The sequence below is a fragment of the Endozoicomonas elysicola genome (assembly GCF_000710775.1).
GTDB classification, from domain to species: Bacteria; Pseudomonadota; Gammaproteobacteria; order Pseudomonadales; family Endozoicomonadaceae; genus Endozoicomonas; species Endozoicomonas elysicola.
The window spans coordinates 4802754-4819046 of sequence record NZ_JOJP01000001.1 but is presented as its reverse complement, the minus strand read 5'-3'; the positions used below and the strand labels follow the sequence as shown (position 1 = coordinate 4819046).

The 16293-nt window shown below is 47.4% G+C and carries 15 protein-coding genes; 10 read left to right on the top strand and 5 right to left on the bottom strand.

Annotated elements, in window-relative coordinates; genetic code table 11:
- Positions 1-23: 23 nt before the first annotated feature.
- The 7 genes from GV64_RS20320 (at position 24) to GV64_RS20290 (ending at position 5894) form a co-directional block, all read left to right on the top strand.
- A complete protein-coding gene (locus GV64_RS20320) occupies positions 24-602 on the top strand; it encodes a disulfide bond formation protein B (RefSeq protein ID WP_020581627.1) in 579 nt (192 codons plus the stop codon).
- A gap of 243 nt (positions 603-845) precedes the next feature.
- Entirely contained in the window at positions 846-1643 is a 798-nt protein-coding gene (locus GV64_RS20315; protein WP_020581626.1) for a substrate-binding periplasmic protein, read from the top strand.
- A 30-nt stretch (positions 1644-1673) separates the two neighbouring features.
- A complete protein-coding gene (locus GV64_RS20310) occupies positions 1674-2132 on the top strand; it encodes a hypothetical protein (RefSeq protein WP_020581625.1) in 459 nt (152 codons plus the stop codon).
- Between the two features lie 89 nt (positions 2133-2221).
- Positions 2222-3343: a beta-ketoacyl-ACP synthase III gene (locus tag GV64_RS20305; RefSeq protein ID WP_020581624.1), complete on the top strand. Its 1122-nt coding sequence runs from the start codon at positions 2222-2224 to the stop codon at positions 3341-3343.
- A 180-nt stretch (positions 3344-3523) separates the two neighbouring features.
- Positions 3524-4174 (top strand): adenylate kinase, encoded by a 651-nt coding sequence (adk, locus tag GV64_RS20300; protein WP_020581623.1) that lies wholly within the window; start codon positions 3524-3526, stop codon positions 4172-4174.
- 153 nt (positions 4175-4327) lie between these two features.
- On the top strand, positions 4328-4999 hold the full coding sequence (gene tsaB / locus GV64_RS20295) for a tRNA (adenosine(37)-N6)-threonylcarbamoyltransferase complex dimerization subunit type 1 TsaB (protein ID WP_020581622.1): 672 nt from the start codon (positions 4328-4330) through the stop codon (positions 4997-4999).
- Positions 5000-5090: 91 nt separating this feature from the next.
- Complete coding sequence (locus GV64_RS20290; RefSeq protein ID WP_020581621.1) at positions 5091-5894, top strand: undecaprenyl-diphosphate phosphatase; 804 nt, start codon at positions 5091-5093, stop codon at positions 5892-5894.
- 54 nt (positions 5895-5948) lie between these two features.
- On the opposite strand, the gene GV64_RS20285 is transcribed toward GV64_RS20290, so the two are convergent.
- Positions 5949-6356, bottom strand: coding sequence for a hemerythrin domain-containing protein (locus tag GV64_RS20285; RefSeq protein WP_020581620.1), 408 nt, complete (start codon positions 6354-6356; stop codon positions 5949-5951).
- A 75-nt stretch (positions 6357-6431) separates the two neighbouring features.
- The gene (locus GV64_RS20280) at positions 6432-7763 is read right to left on the bottom strand and encodes a uracil-xanthine permease family protein (RefSeq protein WP_020581619.1); all 1332 of its coding nucleotides are present in this window, start codon (positions 7761-7763) and stop codon (positions 6432-6434) included.
- Positions 7764-8246: 483 nt separating this feature from the next.
- On the opposite strand from GV64_RS20280, the gene GV64_RS20275 reads away from it, so the two are divergent.
- Positions 8247-9101, top strand: a complete 855-nt coding sequence (locus GV64_RS20275) for a helix-turn-helix domain-containing protein (RefSeq protein ID WP_236632973.1) — start codon at positions 8247-8249, stop codon at positions 9099-9101.
- A gap of 33 nt (positions 9102-9134) precedes the next feature.
- Here the strand turns inward: GV64_RS20275 and GV64_RS20270 are convergent, their stop codons facing one another.
- On the bottom strand, positions 9135-9953 hold the full coding sequence (locus tag GV64_RS20270) for a GNAT family N-acetyltransferase (protein WP_020581617.1): 819 nt from the start codon (positions 9951-9953) through the stop codon (positions 9135-9137).
- A 352-nt stretch (positions 9954-10305) separates the two neighbouring features.
- Here GV64_RS20270 and GV64_RS20265 point away from each other — a divergent pair, with 352 nt between their 5' ends.
- Positions 10306-11586 (top strand): NAD(P)/FAD-dependent oxidoreductase, encoded by a 1281-nt coding sequence (locus tag GV64_RS20265; protein WP_020581616.1) that lies wholly within the window; start codon positions 10306-10308, stop codon positions 11584-11586.
- Between the two features lie 33 nt (positions 11587-11619).
- Here the strand turns inward: GV64_RS20265 and GV64_RS20260 are convergent, their stop codons facing one another.
- Entirely contained in the window at positions 11620-12750 is a 1131-nt protein-coding gene (locus GV64_RS20260) for a polyamine ABC transporter substrate-binding protein (protein ID WP_020581615.1), read from the bottom strand.
- A gap of 331 nt (positions 12751-13081) precedes the next feature.
- Here GV64_RS20260 and GV64_RS20255 point away from each other — a divergent pair, with 331 nt between their 5' ends.
- Positions 13082-13861, top strand: a complete 780-nt coding sequence (locus GV64_RS20255; protein ID WP_020581614.1) for a class I SAM-dependent methyltransferase — start codon at positions 13082-13084, stop codon at positions 13859-13861.
- Between the two features lie 29 nt (positions 13862-13890).
- Here GV64_RS20255 and GV64_RS20250 read toward each other — a convergent pair whose 3' ends face one another.
- Positions 13891-16068, bottom strand: coding sequence for a prolyl oligopeptidase family serine peptidase (locus tag GV64_RS20250; protein WP_081622062.1), 2178 nt, complete (start codon positions 16066-16068; stop codon positions 13891-13893).
- Positions 16069-16293 lie beyond the last annotated feature (225 nt).

Below are 16293 nucleotides of genomic sequence, written 5' to 3'. Positions count from 1 at the left end.
CTGCTCTGGAAGATTCGATAACCATGAATCTACAAACCCATGATCGGTCTCTGTCTCTGCGTTATCTGAATGCATGTGGATTATTAGCTCTGGAAGCGGTGCTGATATATGCACTTTATGACCAGTTGTTTAAGCATGATTTACCGTGTCCACTGTGTTTGCTTCAGCGTGTTGGTTTTGCTGCCTGTATGATCGCCTTGTTGCTGAATGTCACATACGGGCCCAAGCCATGGCACTATGGCTTATTACTGCTTTCGGGTGCTTTTGGTGCGGCTGTTGCCCTGAGGCAGATTAGCCTCCATGTGATTCCCGGAACACCACCTTACGGGGAAGACTTTTTTGGCATGCACTTCTACACGTGGGCTTTTGTCTCTTTTGTCAGCATAATTCTGTTAACAAGCCTGCTACTGCTTATCCCAAATCAATATTCTGAGAGCGAGACGTTTATTGCGTTTACATGCCAGCCTCTGTGGGTAAGATTAATCGTTGTCACTGCTCTTCTGGTTATTCTGGTTAATATGGGGTCTGCGTTTATAGAGTGTGGATTTTGGGTTTGTGATGATAACCCTGAGAGGTATAAGTTGCTTTTACCCGCCAGGTAAGAGTTGTTTGTTTAAAGTGATAAGAAATAAAAAACTAATCCTACTCGATTTTTTTGCTGAAAGGGTCACCAATTTAGCGGTTTCTTCTGTCTTTGCCTTGCCTTTGTCGATCAATCTGTAGATCATCTCTCCTGCAATAACTAATAAAAACAGCCTTGAGCAGAAAGTGTTGTGTGTTGTTAAGCAGACAAGTTTTGCCGTACCTCTACAGTACTTTCGCATAAAAAGAAGGGAAAACAGCTCATGAAGTGGTTGACAACATTCCTGTGTGCAATGTCACTTTCAGTTAGTGGTCTGGCTCTGGCAGCAAATTCAGCAGAAGATATAGCGGCCACGATTAAACGTAAAACCCTCACCTTTGCTGCTCCCATGTGGGATGGTTATACCCATAAAGATGGCTCTGGCCTCTACTGGGAAATCCTGAAAGAAGTCTATGCCCCCCTCGGATTTAAACTTCGACTGAAGAATCTGCCGTGGAACCGCAGCATGAAACTGATGACTGAGTACCGTGCAGTGGATGGTGTGCCAGGTGAAGGTCTTGATTCTGATTATGAAAACCTGACATTCAGTAAATACCCGCTGGAGCCGGAATACCTGGCGATTGCCTATCAGGAAGGTACAGTAAAGTCTTTTGACCAGTGGCCTGACCTGACTGGGAAAGTCGTTGGGATGAGAAAGGGCTACAACCTGATTCCAGAGGGTGAAAGATACGGTGATTTTGAGGTTAAAGAGTTTATTAACCTGAAAAAAGGAATGGCTTTGCTTGAAATCGGGGACATTGATGTTTTAGTGGATGAGCTGGCCGAAATCGAAGCCGTTGCCGAGAAAGAAGAGATTGAGCTGGAGCAGTTTGAAATCACCGAGTTTGTGACAGGTGACTACTACTACATGTCATACGGCGATGGGCATGTAAGTAAGCCGCTGGCGGACATTTTTGATGCGCGTATTGAAGTGTTAGCAAAACAAGGCCGCCTGCAGGCGTTGTATGATGAATGGGAGGTGGATATTCCCGAACCATTGGCTGAGCTGGCCATCCAGTAAAAAAATCTGTCAGATAGGACGCCTGAAGTAATGAAGGTTATCGTGCAGAAAGAAGCCACAGGGTGTGGCATTGCATCAGTAGCGAATATTCTGGGCATCGAGTATTCAGATATGAAGGAAGTTGCGAGTAATCTGGGGATTTATGCTTCAGATACATCGCTTTGGTCTGATACTCAATACGTCAGGTGTATGCTCTCGGCTTCAGGTGTTGATACTTCTGATGAGGAAATTCCATTTACAACCTGGGAAGCCCTGCCTGACCTTGCATTACTCTCAATAAAGCATCATCAGAATGGAAACAGAAATTTCTGGCACTGGGTCGTTTTCAAAAGAGAGGAAGGAAAAGCTGTGGTTTTGGATTCTGCGAGCTACCTGTCAGACAATATCAGAACCGATTTCCAGGTAATGCAGCCTAAGTGGTTTATTGAAGTGAAAATGTCGGACAGATCAATGATAGAGTCTGACAATGCATTTGATCGTAAATCATAAAGAACCATAGTCTAATATTGGTTCCCTTGCTCATTACCCTGCTATAAGATGCGAAAAATAAAAGATAATAAGCATGTGATGGAGTGATTGTGCCGGAAGTAGTGATCAGTGGAACCGGGTTATATACCCCACCGGGGGCCATCAGTAATGATGAGCTGGTCAATGCATTCAATGCCTGGGTCGACCAGGAGAATGAAAAAAACAAAGAGGCCATTGCTTCTGGTGAACTGGAGCCACTGGCTGGAAGTAGCAGCGAGTTTATTGAAAAAGCGTCCGGGATTGTCAATCGATACGTGGTTAACCGTGAAGGGGTTCTTGACCCGCAAAGAATGGTGCCGCTGATTCCGGAACGCACCAATGAAGATATCTCCGTACAGTGTGAAATGGCACTCCATGCCGCCAGAGGCGCGCTTGCCCAGGCGCAGGTAGATCCTTCTCAGGTGGATATGATTATCGTTGCCTGTTCCAACATGCAGCGTCCTTATCCGGCGATTGCCGTTGAAATTCAGCAGTTTCTGGGTGGTGGTGGCTACGGTTATGATATGAATGTGGCTTGTTCCTCGGCCACTTTTGGAATCAAATCTGCTGTTGACGCTATTCGCAGTGGTTCGGCTCAGCGAGTATTGATGGTGAATCCTGAAATCTGTTCAGGGCATCTTAATTTTCGGGATCGGGACAGTCACTTTATCTTTGGTGATGCCTGTACTGCGGTATTGCTTGAGCGAGAAGATATTGCCCGACGTAAAGATGGTTATAGAGTGTTGGGCTGCCATCTTTGGACACAGTTCTCCAATAATATTCGTAACAACTTTGGTTTTTTAAACCGGGCTGATGAAAAGGGTGTGGGCAAAACAGACAAGCTGTTTGTCCAGAATGGACGAAAGGTCTTCAAAGAGGTTTGTCCGCAGGTGGCTAAACATATCTCTGACCATCTGGAGTCTCTGGACATTTCTCCTGATGATTTGAGCCGGTTATGGTTGCATCAGGCAAATTTGAGCATGAACCAGCTGGTGGCGCGCAAACTTTTGGGGAGGGACCCAAGCCCTCAGGAAGCACCGGTTATTCTAAATGAGTACGCAAATACCAGTTCTGCGGGGTCCATTATTGCGTTTCATAAACACTCGATAGACCTTAGTTCCGGTGATAAAGGCGTTATCTGCTCATTTGGAGCAGGCTATTCCATCGGTAGTGTCATCGTTGAAAAACAGTAATTTCCAAAAAACGGGTAGAGTGCCTACACACCGGTGAAAAGTCCAAACTTGTCACCGGGCGTCTGGCTGTATATGCTTGTCGGCTTTTTAAAACTACGTCAAATTATTCTAGGCCAGACGATGTCTCTATAAAACGATCTCTTTCTGCAGAGAACGGATGGCTGGCAACAGGAGCTTTTCATGCGCGTTATTCTGCTGGGTGCACCGGGCGCCGGTAAAGGGACTCAGGCCCAATTTATCATGGAAGAGTACGGTATCCCTCAGATCTCTACCGGGGACATGCTGCGGGCTGCCATCAAAAACGGCACTGAGCTGGGTAAAAAGGTAAAAGCAGTAATGGATTCCGGAGCTCTGGTTTCTGATGACATCATTATTGCCCTGGTAAAAGAGCGCATTGCTGAAAACGATTGCGGTAATGGTTTTCTGTTTGATGGCTTCCCTCGCACGATTCCTCAGGCAGAAGCACTGCGTGATGCTGGCGTTGCCATTGACCATATTGTTGAAATCGCTGTTGAAGACGAAGAGATCGTCAAGCGTATGAGTGGTCGTCGTGTTCACTCTGAAAGTGGCCGTACTTATCATGTGATCTTCAATCCACCCAAAGAAGAGGGTAAGGATGACGTGACCGGTGAACCACTGGTTCAGCGTGCAGATGATGAAGAAGAGACGGTTCGTAAGCGTCTGGGCGTTTACCATGATCAGACTGCACCACTGGTTGCGTTCTATCAGGAACTGGGTGGTGATACCCGGTACAGCCGTATCGAAGGTGTTGGCTCTGTAGCGGATATCAAACAGCAGGTACTGGACGCACTGAAGCCAGTTTCTGCCTGAGTTGTATGCAAATTGAGAACTAAAGTCGGGGTGTGAAAGCATCGCCGACTTTTTTGTAATAAATGAAAATGCGGTTGAAATAATCAGGCTGTATTTTCACAATGCTGTTCATTTCCTGAATTGATAACTCTCCATAGAGCTGATGACTTCCCCATGAAACTGCTTGCTCTTGATACGGCGACGGAAGCCTGTTCCGTTGCGCTTAACCTTGATGGCGATGTCATTGAACGTTTTGAGCTGTCTCCCCGTCGGCACAGTCGTGATCTGCTGCCCATGGTGGAAGCCATTCTAGCCGAGGCCGGCTTAAGCCTGAGTCAGCTGGATGCGCTGGCTTTTGGCCGTGGCCCTGGAGCCTTTACCGGCCTTAGAGTGGCCACTGCCATGGTTCAGGGGCTGGCTTTTGCCGTGGATTTGCCGGTTATTCCGGTATCAACGCTTGCTGCTCTGGCTCAACAGGGGCTTAGAGAACACCAGGCATCACGGGTACTCAGTGCTATTGATGCACGAATGGATGAGGTCTACTGGGGGGCTTTTTCTGAATCTGATGGCCTGATGGTCCCGGTTGCCAGTGAAATTGTGGCGGCTCCGGAAAATGTCACAGTCCCTTCTCTTGATAGGCATTGGTTTGGGATGGGAACGGGTTGGGCCTTCCAAAATCGTATGTCTGCGACAGTGATGGACTGTCAGATAGAGGTTTGGCCCCACGCTCATGATGTAGCTCTGCTGGCTGCAGCCGACTTTAAACAAGGTAAAGGGCTGCCTGCGGAGCAGGCCATGCCGGTTTATCTCCGTGATAAGGTGGCTCTGAAAAAATCAGAACGTTAACAGCGGAAAGTATCGCTTAACCCAAACCATGAAAATGTCTACAGAGCTGGAAATAGTGACATTTTCAAAATAAACAGTTGGATAAATCGTTATGGATACCTTGCAGACCATTGTTCTGGCGCTAATCCAGGGCATTACTGAATTTCTACCCATTTCCAGCTCTGGTCATTTGATATTGCCAGCACAACTACTCGGCTGGACGGACCAGGGGCTGGCGTTTGATGTAGCGGTTCATATTGGTACGCTGGCTGCTGTCATCGCTTATTTCTGGAAAGACCTGTTTGCCATTGCCCGAGACTGGCTTGGCTCTCTCGCAGGCAAAGGATCCACGTTTAACAGTCGTCTTGGCTGGTATCTGATATTTGCAACCCTGCCCGCTGTGGTTTTTGGTCTAGTGCTGAAAACGATGGGGCTGGATGAGGCGATGCGTACAGTGGCTGTTATTTCTGGTACTACGCTGATTTTTGGGGCGCTGCTGGGGTGGGCTGACGTTAAGGGAAAACGTATTCAGCCTCTGGAGCAGGTAACGTTTAAGCAGGCCATGCTTATTGGTTTTGCGCAGGCTCTGGCCCTGATTCCCGGTACCTCGCGCTCAGGTATAACCATGACTGCAGCCCTGATGATGGGCTTCACCCGAGACGCTGCAGCCCGTTTTTCATTCCTGCTCTCAATTCCGGTGATTGTGGGCGCGGGTAGCCTGCTGATGCTGGATCTGGTGAAAAGCACCGTCCCGGTAGATTGGGGAACCTTAATGGTTGGAGCGGTGGTATCTGCTATCAGTGCCTGGATCTGTGTTTATTACTTTCTGGCGTTCATTAACCGTATAGGGCTCATGCCATTTGTCATCTATCGAATGATTCTGGGGGGGGTATTGCTTGGGTTTGTATTTTTCTAGGCAGGAAAGTCATGATCGGCTGTGTTGGGCAGCCGATCACTTAAGCTTCTGGAATTAAGCGCCTTTAATTTTATCGTAGGTTTTGTAGAGAACGGCTTCTTCCTTGGTAATTCGTTTGCTGAGAGCCTTGATAATGTTGTTACAGTCCTGCTGGAAGTGTTCAGTGGTATTCTCACCTGTCTCGTAAAGGGAAAAAAAGGCCATTACATCATAAGAAATCTTATCCATATCAAGTGCATAATCAGTCAGGGTTGATTTCAGGCTTTCATCATTCTCTGCTGCTTCACGCAAGACCGGATAAAGGTATTGGTCTTCTTTATTCAGATGAGCCAGTAACATTTTCTTGGCAGAAAGTATTAAATCTCTTCCTTGCTGGTTACCTACGCCCACTTCACGAGCTTGCAATAGTAAGTCACTGATTTGCAAGTGTTCGCTTTTAAAATCTTGTATCAACTGAGACATACGTGTTCACTCCCTGAACAAAATGGTTTCTAATAGTTTAGAACGTGATTACCACATATGTCTCAAACATTGGCTCTAGCTCTGCGTAGCGGGCTCAGTCTCTGGCTCCTCTTCAACCTCCATACGCTGTCCAGGCAGAATGAGGTTGGCCAATACAGTGACAATAGCTCCCAGTGCAATACCATTCCCCATTATTGTTTTAAGGGCGGTTGGTAGCTGACCTACGATTTCCGGGCGATAGGTAACCGCAAGGCCTGCTGCAACACCAAGGGTTAGTACCATGGTATTCCGTCGGGAGAAATCAATGGTTTTGATGATGCCGATCCCGCCAGCCAGAATCATGCCGAACATAATGAGGCCAGCCCCGCCGATTACAGGCTGGGGAACACTGGCAATCAGCGCGCCCAGCTTAGGCAGTAGGCCGGCAGCAAGAAGAATGCCCCCTGCCGCCATGACCACATACCGGCTGGCAACGCCAGTAACCCCGACTACACCAATATTCTGGCTGAACGATGTTGTAGCCGTGCAGTTGAAAAAGCCAGCAATAATGCTGTTTAGGCCTTCCCAGCGAATGCCTGCGCTCAGTCTCTTGCTGTCCAGGCGGGTATCGCAATAGTTGGCGAGGGCGAGATAGTCGCCAGTGGACTCCACCATGGAGACGATATAGGCAACACACATGGCAATGATGGCGCCCGCGTGGAATTCAACACCAAAGTGCAGAGGGTTCGGAATAGCAACAATTGCAGCTTCAGCAACACTGGTCAGATCCAGCCGACCCAGGGCAAACCAGAGTGCATAGCCAACGGTTAAACCAATGATAATGGCAGCGGCAGAGATAAAGCCTTTAAACCACTGGTTGAGAACCACCACCACGGCAAATACCGTCATACCCACACCAAGGTTTACGAGACTGCCATAATCCTCAGCGCCATGGCCACCACCCAGCCAGTCAACGGCAACCGGAAAGATGGTCATACCGATCAGACAGACCACAGTGCCAGTCACTACCGGAGGAAACAGTCTTCTCACCTGGGGCATGATAAAACTGAGCAGTATTTCGAAAATACCACCGGCAATGGTTGCGCCAATAACGGCGGCAAATCCGTACTGGAACCCGATGGATATTGCCACGCCAACAAAGGCAAAGCTGGTTCCCTGAATCACTGGGAGCTTTGCCCCCATATTGTAACGTCCCATACCCGTCGCCTGAACGATACTGCCCAGACCGGACATCAGCAGGGAGGCGTTAACCAGAATAATGGTTTCCTGAACGGAGAAGCCAAGGACAGAAGCAATAACTAATGGAGCACCAATGATTCCCGGGAGTGCTGATAACAAGTGCTGAAGACCCAGTATCAGACACTTGGCCAGTGGTGGGCGGTCATCAAGTTTGTAGTAAAGCTCCATCGTTTCCTCCGTTAAAGCACCTGCTCCCAACTTATTGGCTGCTTAATGCTTTTAACTGTTATGGGTAATTATTGATCGGTGAAACTGGATTGAACGGATTAGAAAGTGATGTAATTAATGTTGTTGTTTGTATTGAATTGTGAGTATTTAAAAGCTCGGCCGGTTTTGTTTTTTTGATTTGAATCACTGGAAATCGTATTTCATTACTTAATTCTGAATTTGTGATGAAAATTTATCCGACTTATTGAATTTTGATGATTATTTATTCAGAAGATTGATGCTTCCTGTAATGGGGGTGAATAAAAATGATTCAGATCAAAATTGCGGGTTAACAGACATGAACAGTTAACTGCATGGCGGCGTGTTTTGCTCAGTTCAGATGTCCTAGAGCAGACGAATGGTTGTTACGGGCTGTTATCTACCGTAGAAAGCGTCAGAAATGAGACTGTGAATCAGGTTTTCGGCATATAATGGTAGAGGGAGTTGTCTCAAGTAAATGCAATGATTAACTGGAAACAGCCACCAGACAGTGCTCAAATTGCTCAATATGTTGAGTGCTACTGGTTTTTAGAAAAACAGACAGGCGTCCAAAGTCACCCGTTTCCAAAATTGAATCCCGATCCTGCAGGGCATCTGATCATCGCACCTGCTGATCAGACGTATCGATATAACGTCAGTCAACGGTTTATGGTGGGAAAAGGCAGCCACTGGTTATTCCCCCATAGTCAGACCTATCAGATGGATCATACTAAGCCATTCTCAATGATTGGCATCAAATTCCATATCGGTGCGCTGTATTCTCTGGATATCACACCGGAGCAGCCTGTCCTTGATCAGGTGGTTAATGTTGATCTCAATCGTCAGTTTCACCCCGAAGCAGTCAGTACAACCGATCTGCTGCATAAGTCAAAGCTAGAAATTGGTTACTGTGTGACACTTCTCGATGAATGGTTGATGCCCTGGTTATCCAAAGCACATCAGGATAAACACAGTAAACTGACCAGGGCCGCTTTGCCATTATTATCCAGCCATTCAATTACTGATATTGGGGATTTGCTCCACTGCTCACAGCGCACTCTGGAGAGAAGCTTTTCCCGCGTCACGGGATTTACTTTAAAGCAGTGCCAGTCGATGAATCGACTGGAAACCATGCTGGAGTACCTGTATTTGAACCGTGAGATGGACATTAACTGGGGAGATATCGCATGCCAGTTTGGTTTCAGTGACCAGCCCCACCTTATCCGTTATCTGAAGCGAGCCATTGGCGAAACTCCAGGAGAGTATGCGAGGTTGCGTGATCTCACCATTGATATCTATGGTGCTTTTCTAAGCCACTGAGTTGCAACGAAACGTCAACAGGCCCTAACCCGATTATGTTGTAAACTTGATAATACGATTGCTGGAAATAAATCCCGCGCGAGTAATGGCTTTCTGTGCGCCAATATTGCCCTTTTCGGTTGAGAGTATCGGTAGTCTTCCCTTTTCCTGGGTCAGTGCTATCAGTGTTGCCAATATCCTGGTGGCAAGGCCTTTTCCTCGAGCATCTCTGGCAACAATCATACCCAGGTCTGCATAGTCAGTTTGATGGTCATCAAACAGTCGACACTCCCCTGTGGCAATCAGTCGACCCTCTACCCAGTACCCAAATAATTCCTGACGCTTGATCAGGTTACCGTAATAACCGGTTAACCACTGCTCTGGGGCACCAATAGCGTCGACCGCAAACCCAATACATTCTGTCAGTTGTGCTGGGTTGGCTGCAGTCATGGGTAAGGTACTTAACTGGACAGGTGATCGTTTTTCAGGATCTTCCAGCTGATACATCAGTGTATTCACCTCGAATCTGGAGAAACTATCCAGACAGAGTGACAGATACTCTTGCTCAGCCGTACTTACAAAAGCTCCGTTGAGCTTAATTTCGGGTGTCTTATCTTGAGAGATTAATGCCGTAAATATTTCTGAGGACTTTGCTTTATTTCCAGGAGTCAGATAGAACTGCAGTAAATAACCCTCTTCATTGACACAGAAGTAACCAATCAACATCTCATCTTCATAAATTCCGTAGTGACTGGCCATGGCCGCAAAACCGTCAAGCCACATACCATCCAGCGGAGCAGTTGCCTGCTCAACATACTGTTTTTTCAGTTTCTTCAATAATTCGATTGAGTCTGTTTTTTGAAAGTGTTTCATTGTCTATTTCAGCACTGTATTTGTTCAGGTAGCTATCAGCTACTGATGAGGCTCATAGGTAAGAGGACATTGTAGAAAGGTGCTACTTTCAGGGATTGAAAAAAAACGACAATATTTGCTTAGGGGGCGTTCTGTCTCGCGAAGCCTTCTTCTTTTCCATATGGTTGGGTACTTATTGCCAGTGCCCATTATCCACCGGATAATCCACGCCGCTTGTGGCTGACGATATTTTAAAAGCCATACTGCCATGACCAGAGACTGACGGTGATTTTTGATGGGCTGGTTTGCATCGCTCAGAGACTCTGCATTCATAGACTTTCAGCTGTTGTGAAAAATAAGCGAGCAATTTGGAATGAGCCAAGCAGGCGAGTATATTGATTCTTATTATCAGGCCACCGGGCATTCACTCCCATTACAGCCGACGTTGACTGGAGATATTACTGCGGATGTCTGCATCATCGGTGGCGGTATGACCGGCTTTAATGCTGCGATTGAACTGCGCAAGCGTGGTTTTGATGTAGTGCTGCTGGAATCTGGCCGTATTTCCTGGGCGGCTTCCGGTCGAAATGGCGGGCAGTGTCTGGCGGGTTTCTGTCTGGGACTGCGTGAGGTGGATGAAACTTTTGGCCCGCAATGGGGCAAGCAACTGTGGGATCTTTCCTGTGAGTCGCTGGATATCGTTCGTGACCGTATCCGTGAATTCAATATCGAATGTGATTTTCAGCAGAACTATATCGAACTGGCTATCAAGCCAAGCCAGGAGAAAGAGTTGAAGTCCTGGCTGGATCTGAAACAGACCCGTTATGACTACCCCAGTGTTAGCTGGTGGGATCGTGACAAAATCCGGGAAGTGACCTCAACAGAGAAATACCTGGGTGGGCTGTTTGATACCAACAGCGGCCATATGCACCCCCTCAACTACACACTGGGTCTCGCCCGCGCAGCAATTGATCTGGGTACTCGTGTATTCGAGCAGAGCAAGGCAATTAAACTGGTCAAAGGCAGTCCAAACCGGATACTGACAGAGCAGGGGAGTGTGAAGGCGAAGCAGGTACTTCTGGCTTGTAATGCCTACATTGACGGCCTCAACCGGAAAGCGGAAAGCAAAGTATTGCCAGTGGCCTCGTACATTGCCGTTACCGAGCAACTGGGGGATCGACAGCCCATTACCAATAAAATGGCCATGTCGGACTTAAACAACAGTCTCGATTATTTCCGCCCAACGGCGGATGGCCGTATTCTCTTTGGTGGCGTTAATCACCCATTCAATGGCGAATACAGTGACTCTAAAGAGCGTCTGCGTCAGCGGATGCTGAAGGTATTTCCAACACTTGATGATGTCAAAATGGAGTATCACTGGGGTGGTTTGTTCGCGGTTACCCGGGAATACATGCCGCACATTGAGCATCTGGGTAATGATATCTACACAGCGCATGGCTATACAGGGCACGGCGTCGCACTGACCAATATTGCCGGACGAGTGGTTGCTGAAGCAATGGCGGGTATGTCTGAGCGATTTGATGTGTTCTCCCGCATTCGCCACAAGTGGATACCAACCCCCAAAGTCCTCCGTGTACCAGCACTGGCCATGGCAATCTGGAAAGCAGAGCTTGAGGATTCCCTAGCTGGCTGATGAAAAAAACCGCCTTTTCAGGCGGTTTTTTTATTACTGACCGGATGTCAGTTTGGTAAACATGCGGTTAACCTGACGGTTAATTTTGGAGGGTAGAACCTCAAAGACGAATAGTCGTTCTTTGGCTTCATTGGTTGGGTAGATTCCAGGATTCTCACGAATGTCATCATCCACCAGTGTTGTGGCGGATTTGTTCGGGTTGGCATAAGCCACATAGTCGGTGATATTGGCAATCACATCGGGGCGCAACAGGTAGTTCAGAAAGATATGTGCTTCCTCCGGATTTTTGGCATCCCCAGGAATGGCAACGGTATCAAACCAGAGGCCTGCACCTTCGTCTGGGATTACATACTCCACGGTTACACCATTGCCCGCTTCGGTAGCACGGTCTGCAGCCTGAAGGACATCTCCGGACCAGCCCATGGCCACACAGATATCGCCATTCGCCAGGTCAGAAATTGAGCGTGAAGAGTGGAAGTAAGTAACATAGGGGCGAACTTTCATCAGCAGCGCTTCGGCTTTGGCGTAATCGGCTCTGTTGGTCGAGTTTGGATTAAGGCCAAGATAGCTCAGGGCAGCAGGAATGACTTCGGTAGGCGCATTCAGGAACGCAACTCCGCACTTACTGAGCTTGCTGATATTCTTCTCATCAAAGATCAGGCTCCAGCTATTGATGGGGGCATCTTTCCCAAGGTGCTCTTTCACCAGGTCGGGGTTATAACCAATGCCAGTGGTTCCCCACAGATAGGGAAATGAGAACTGGTTATTCGGATCGTAGGTTTCCATCAATGTCATCAGTTCGCCATCCAGGTGCTTCCAGTTGGACAGCTTCTTTTTATCCAGTGGCTGGTATACACCGGCTTTGATCTGGTGCAGCAGAAAGTCTGCTGATGGTGCCACAATGTCATAGCCTGTTTTTCCTGAAAGCAATTTGGCTTCCAGTACTTCATTGCTGTCAAAGACATCGTAATGAACCTTGATGCCCGTCTCTTTCTCAAAGTTGGCTATGGTGTCTTCGGCGATATAATCCGACCAGTTATATATGTTTAGTGATCTTTGCACTTCATTAGCCGCTTTGGCATAAGCAGGTGCTATTGTGAGAGAAGAAGCGAGAACCGCGGTGGATACAAGAGTGGATACAGATTTCCCCAGACGTCCGATCATGGTGAATCCTTACAACAAACCATTGGTGAGCAGCCTGATACTCATATCGGTTGGAGCCAGGCACTCTTCGATGGCATTTTTAAATAATCAGTAGTGACTCAACCGAGTCGCTACACCCCCAGTCATCAAGGTGATGAAAATGAAGCTGCGGAAGATAGCAACATGATTATGTGAAATCCATTGTTGTTGTATATCGCAGTGGAAAACACTTATGAGTGACTGCTATGGGAAAGGACATTCTTGAAGGGGAAGGAGCTGATTGTATTCATTGCCACAGCCACTCTGGAGGTGTTAGATTCAGCCTCCCTCATGGCTCATTTCTTATGCACTGATGTCTACTCAGCTATTTATTCTTGCTTCGGATCATCCTTCAATTCAGGCTTTGCTAGAAAGTCTTGCAGAACAACTGAGTATTGACTTTAGTCATAGTCTTCAAGACCTTGGTGACGGGGCTTTGGTGGCTTTTGATGCATCCGGTGAACTGGCGGTTCAGCGGGCAGGATCCAAAGAGAAGCCGATTATTGTTGATTTTGTCGGTGGAAAAGCAGGGCACCGGCGCAAATTTGGTGGAGGTAAGGGGCAGGACATTGCCAAGGCCGTGGGATTGAATAAAGGCGTCAAACCATCGGTACTGGATGCAACCGGTGGGTTGGGGCGGGATGCGTTTGTTCTGGCCAGCCTGGGATGCAATGTCACCATGATTGAGCGTTCCCCGGTGGTTGCTGCCCTTCTGGAAGATGGTTTGCGCCGGGCACTTGAAGACAGTGATGTCTCTCCTATCGCAGAACAGATGTCCCTTTTAAAAGGGAATGCCATTGAGTTGATGAAAGCCTCAGAAAATAAATACGATGTCGTTTATCTGGATCCGATGTTTCCTCATCGGGAAAAATCAGCACTGGTCAAAAAAGAGATGAGACTGTTCCAGGATCTGCTGGGCGATGACCCGGATGCTGATCAACTACTGGAACCGGCACTTGAACTGGCCGAGTATCGAGTTGTTGTGAAACGACCAAGGTTAGCACCGGATCTTAATGGTCAGGCTCCAACCTATCGGCTCGAAGGGAAAGCCTGCCGCTATGATATTTACGCTTTGAAAGCGTTTAATGCTTGAAAGCTCATTGCCAGGTCAGTTCTTAAGGGTCATTTAAAGCCTTCTGGTAATGCTTTGATTCCCATGTTGAAAAGGGTAAAGGCCAGCACATCGGCACCTTGCTCAATTATTTTTGACATTGGAGTGCCCGCGCCATGTCCTGCATCCGTTTCAATTCTGATTAACACCGGAGCATTGCCGGATTGTTTAGCCTGAAGTTCGGCAGCAAACTTGAAAGAGTGGGCAGGCACAACCCGGTCATCGTGGTCACCTGTTGTCACCATGGTTGCAGGGTAATGTTGACCTGTCTTGATATTATGCAAAGGTGAATAGTTCAGAAGGTAGGTAAACATTTCCTTACTTTCTTCGGACGTCCCGTAGTCATATGCCCAGCCCGCTCCGGCAGTAAACAGGTGGTAGCGGAGCATGTCCATAACTCCCACATCAGGAAGAGCTACTTGTATAAGGTCCGGTCGTTGAATCATCACTGCACCAACCAATAGACCACCATTGGAGCTTCCGGAAATACTCAGGCGTTGCCTGCATGTGTATTTTTCCCGAATCAGATACTCAGCGGCTGCGATAAAGTCATCAAACACATTTTGTTTGTTCAATCGCCGACCAGCATCATGCCACTGCTTACCGTATTCTCCACCCCCTCGCAGATTAGCAGCGGCATATATGCCGCCAAGCTTCAGCCAGGTAGCTAGATAGACACTGAATGAAGGCATCAAACTGACATCAAATCCCCCATAGCCATAAAGCATGACAGGATGACTGCTATCCAGTTCGATACCTTTTCTGTGAGTAATGGTCATAGGTATCTCAGTGCCATCCTTGGAGCGATAAAACACCTGCTTTGAAACATACTGGTTGCTATCAAATGAGATCTTGGATGTTCGATAGATTTCTGATTCGCCACTGTTTGCGTTAAAGGCAAAAATGGTGGTGGGTAAGTGGTAATTCTCAAAAGTGTAGTAAAGGGTGGTGGCTTCTTTCTTCCCATAAGGAAGGCTGGAACTACCCTGATCGGGCAGTTGTATTTCCCTGAGTCTTTTCCCCTGGTGATCGTATTGAAAAACACGTGATAAAGCATCGACCATGTAGTGAGCAAACAGATAACCACTTCCGGTAGACACTGAAAGTACATGACTATTTTCGGGGATGACGGTTTGCCAGTTTTCTGTTCCCGGGTCATTAGCATTGACCCTCACCAGTTTTCCTTTTTCCGCCCCCAGGTTGGTGGTCAAGAACAGCTCATCGCCCTGATTGTCGATCACTTGAGTATCAGACTCAAAATGATCCAATACCGTTACCAGTGAACTGCTAGCAGTGATCAGGTCTTTGATAAACAGTTTATTCCCCGAAGTGGATTCCGAACAGCTAATGACCAGAAAACGTTCATCTTCAGTCGTATAGCCGGTGACATAGCGATACTGTTGCCCATCGTTGGCACCAAAAATAACCTGATCGTTCTTCTGCTGATCTCCGAGTTTGTGAAAGTGGAGTTTATGATGCTCGGTTTTGCCGGATAAGGCGCTGCCTTCCGGTTTATCATAGCTGGAGTAATAAAAACCCTGGTTGCCAAGCCAGGCTATATTGGAAAACTTTATGTCTTCCAGTACTGGCTCCATAATGGTTTTGGTTTCAGCATCCATGACCACTATTTTCTGCCAGTCACTCCCTCCTTCTGAGATAGAGTAAGCAACCAGAGAGCCATCACTGGAAAAGCTGACCGTTTCCATTGAGACTGTTCCATCATCGCTAAAACGGTTTGGATCTATGAAAACTTCTGCTTCACTATCGTCTTTCTGACGATACAACACGTACTGGTTTTGGAGGCCTGTATTTTTATAAAAGTAGATATAGCGCCCTTCTGGAAAAGGTAGGGAGATCTTTTCGTAATCCAGCATGTTCTCATAGACAGAGGCCAGAGCCTGCCGATAGGGGATTTGCCTCAGATACTGTTGGGTTAGTTCATTTTCCCCTTTCACCCACTCAGCGACTTCTGGGCTGAGGTCATCTTCCAGCCAATGGTAGGGGTCATTAACTTCTGTACCAAAGTAATTCTCTGATACATCTTCACATTGTGTTACTGGGTAATTCAGCTCAGTAATAGGCATTCCCCTGTCTAATAGTGATTGACCGCTTGTACTTGCGCCATAGGAAGCAATAGAAACAAGTCCCGTAAGAATAAAAGTAATCGTTTTTAAAATAATGGATTGCATGAGAATTGAGAACACCTGAGCTGCGTCAGCATTATAGGCTGTTAAATCGAATAGACCGCTGAACTGGCTAAATAGTTCTTATAAATATAGGGGGCGTTATCAACTGGGTATACAACCAGCCACCCATGATTTGCACCAGACAAGGCACGAGCTGGGTAGAGTAGTTATTCCACGCGAGCAGAGAGCAACGCAGCATGGCGCAAATCATGGGTGGCCCTTTGGGGT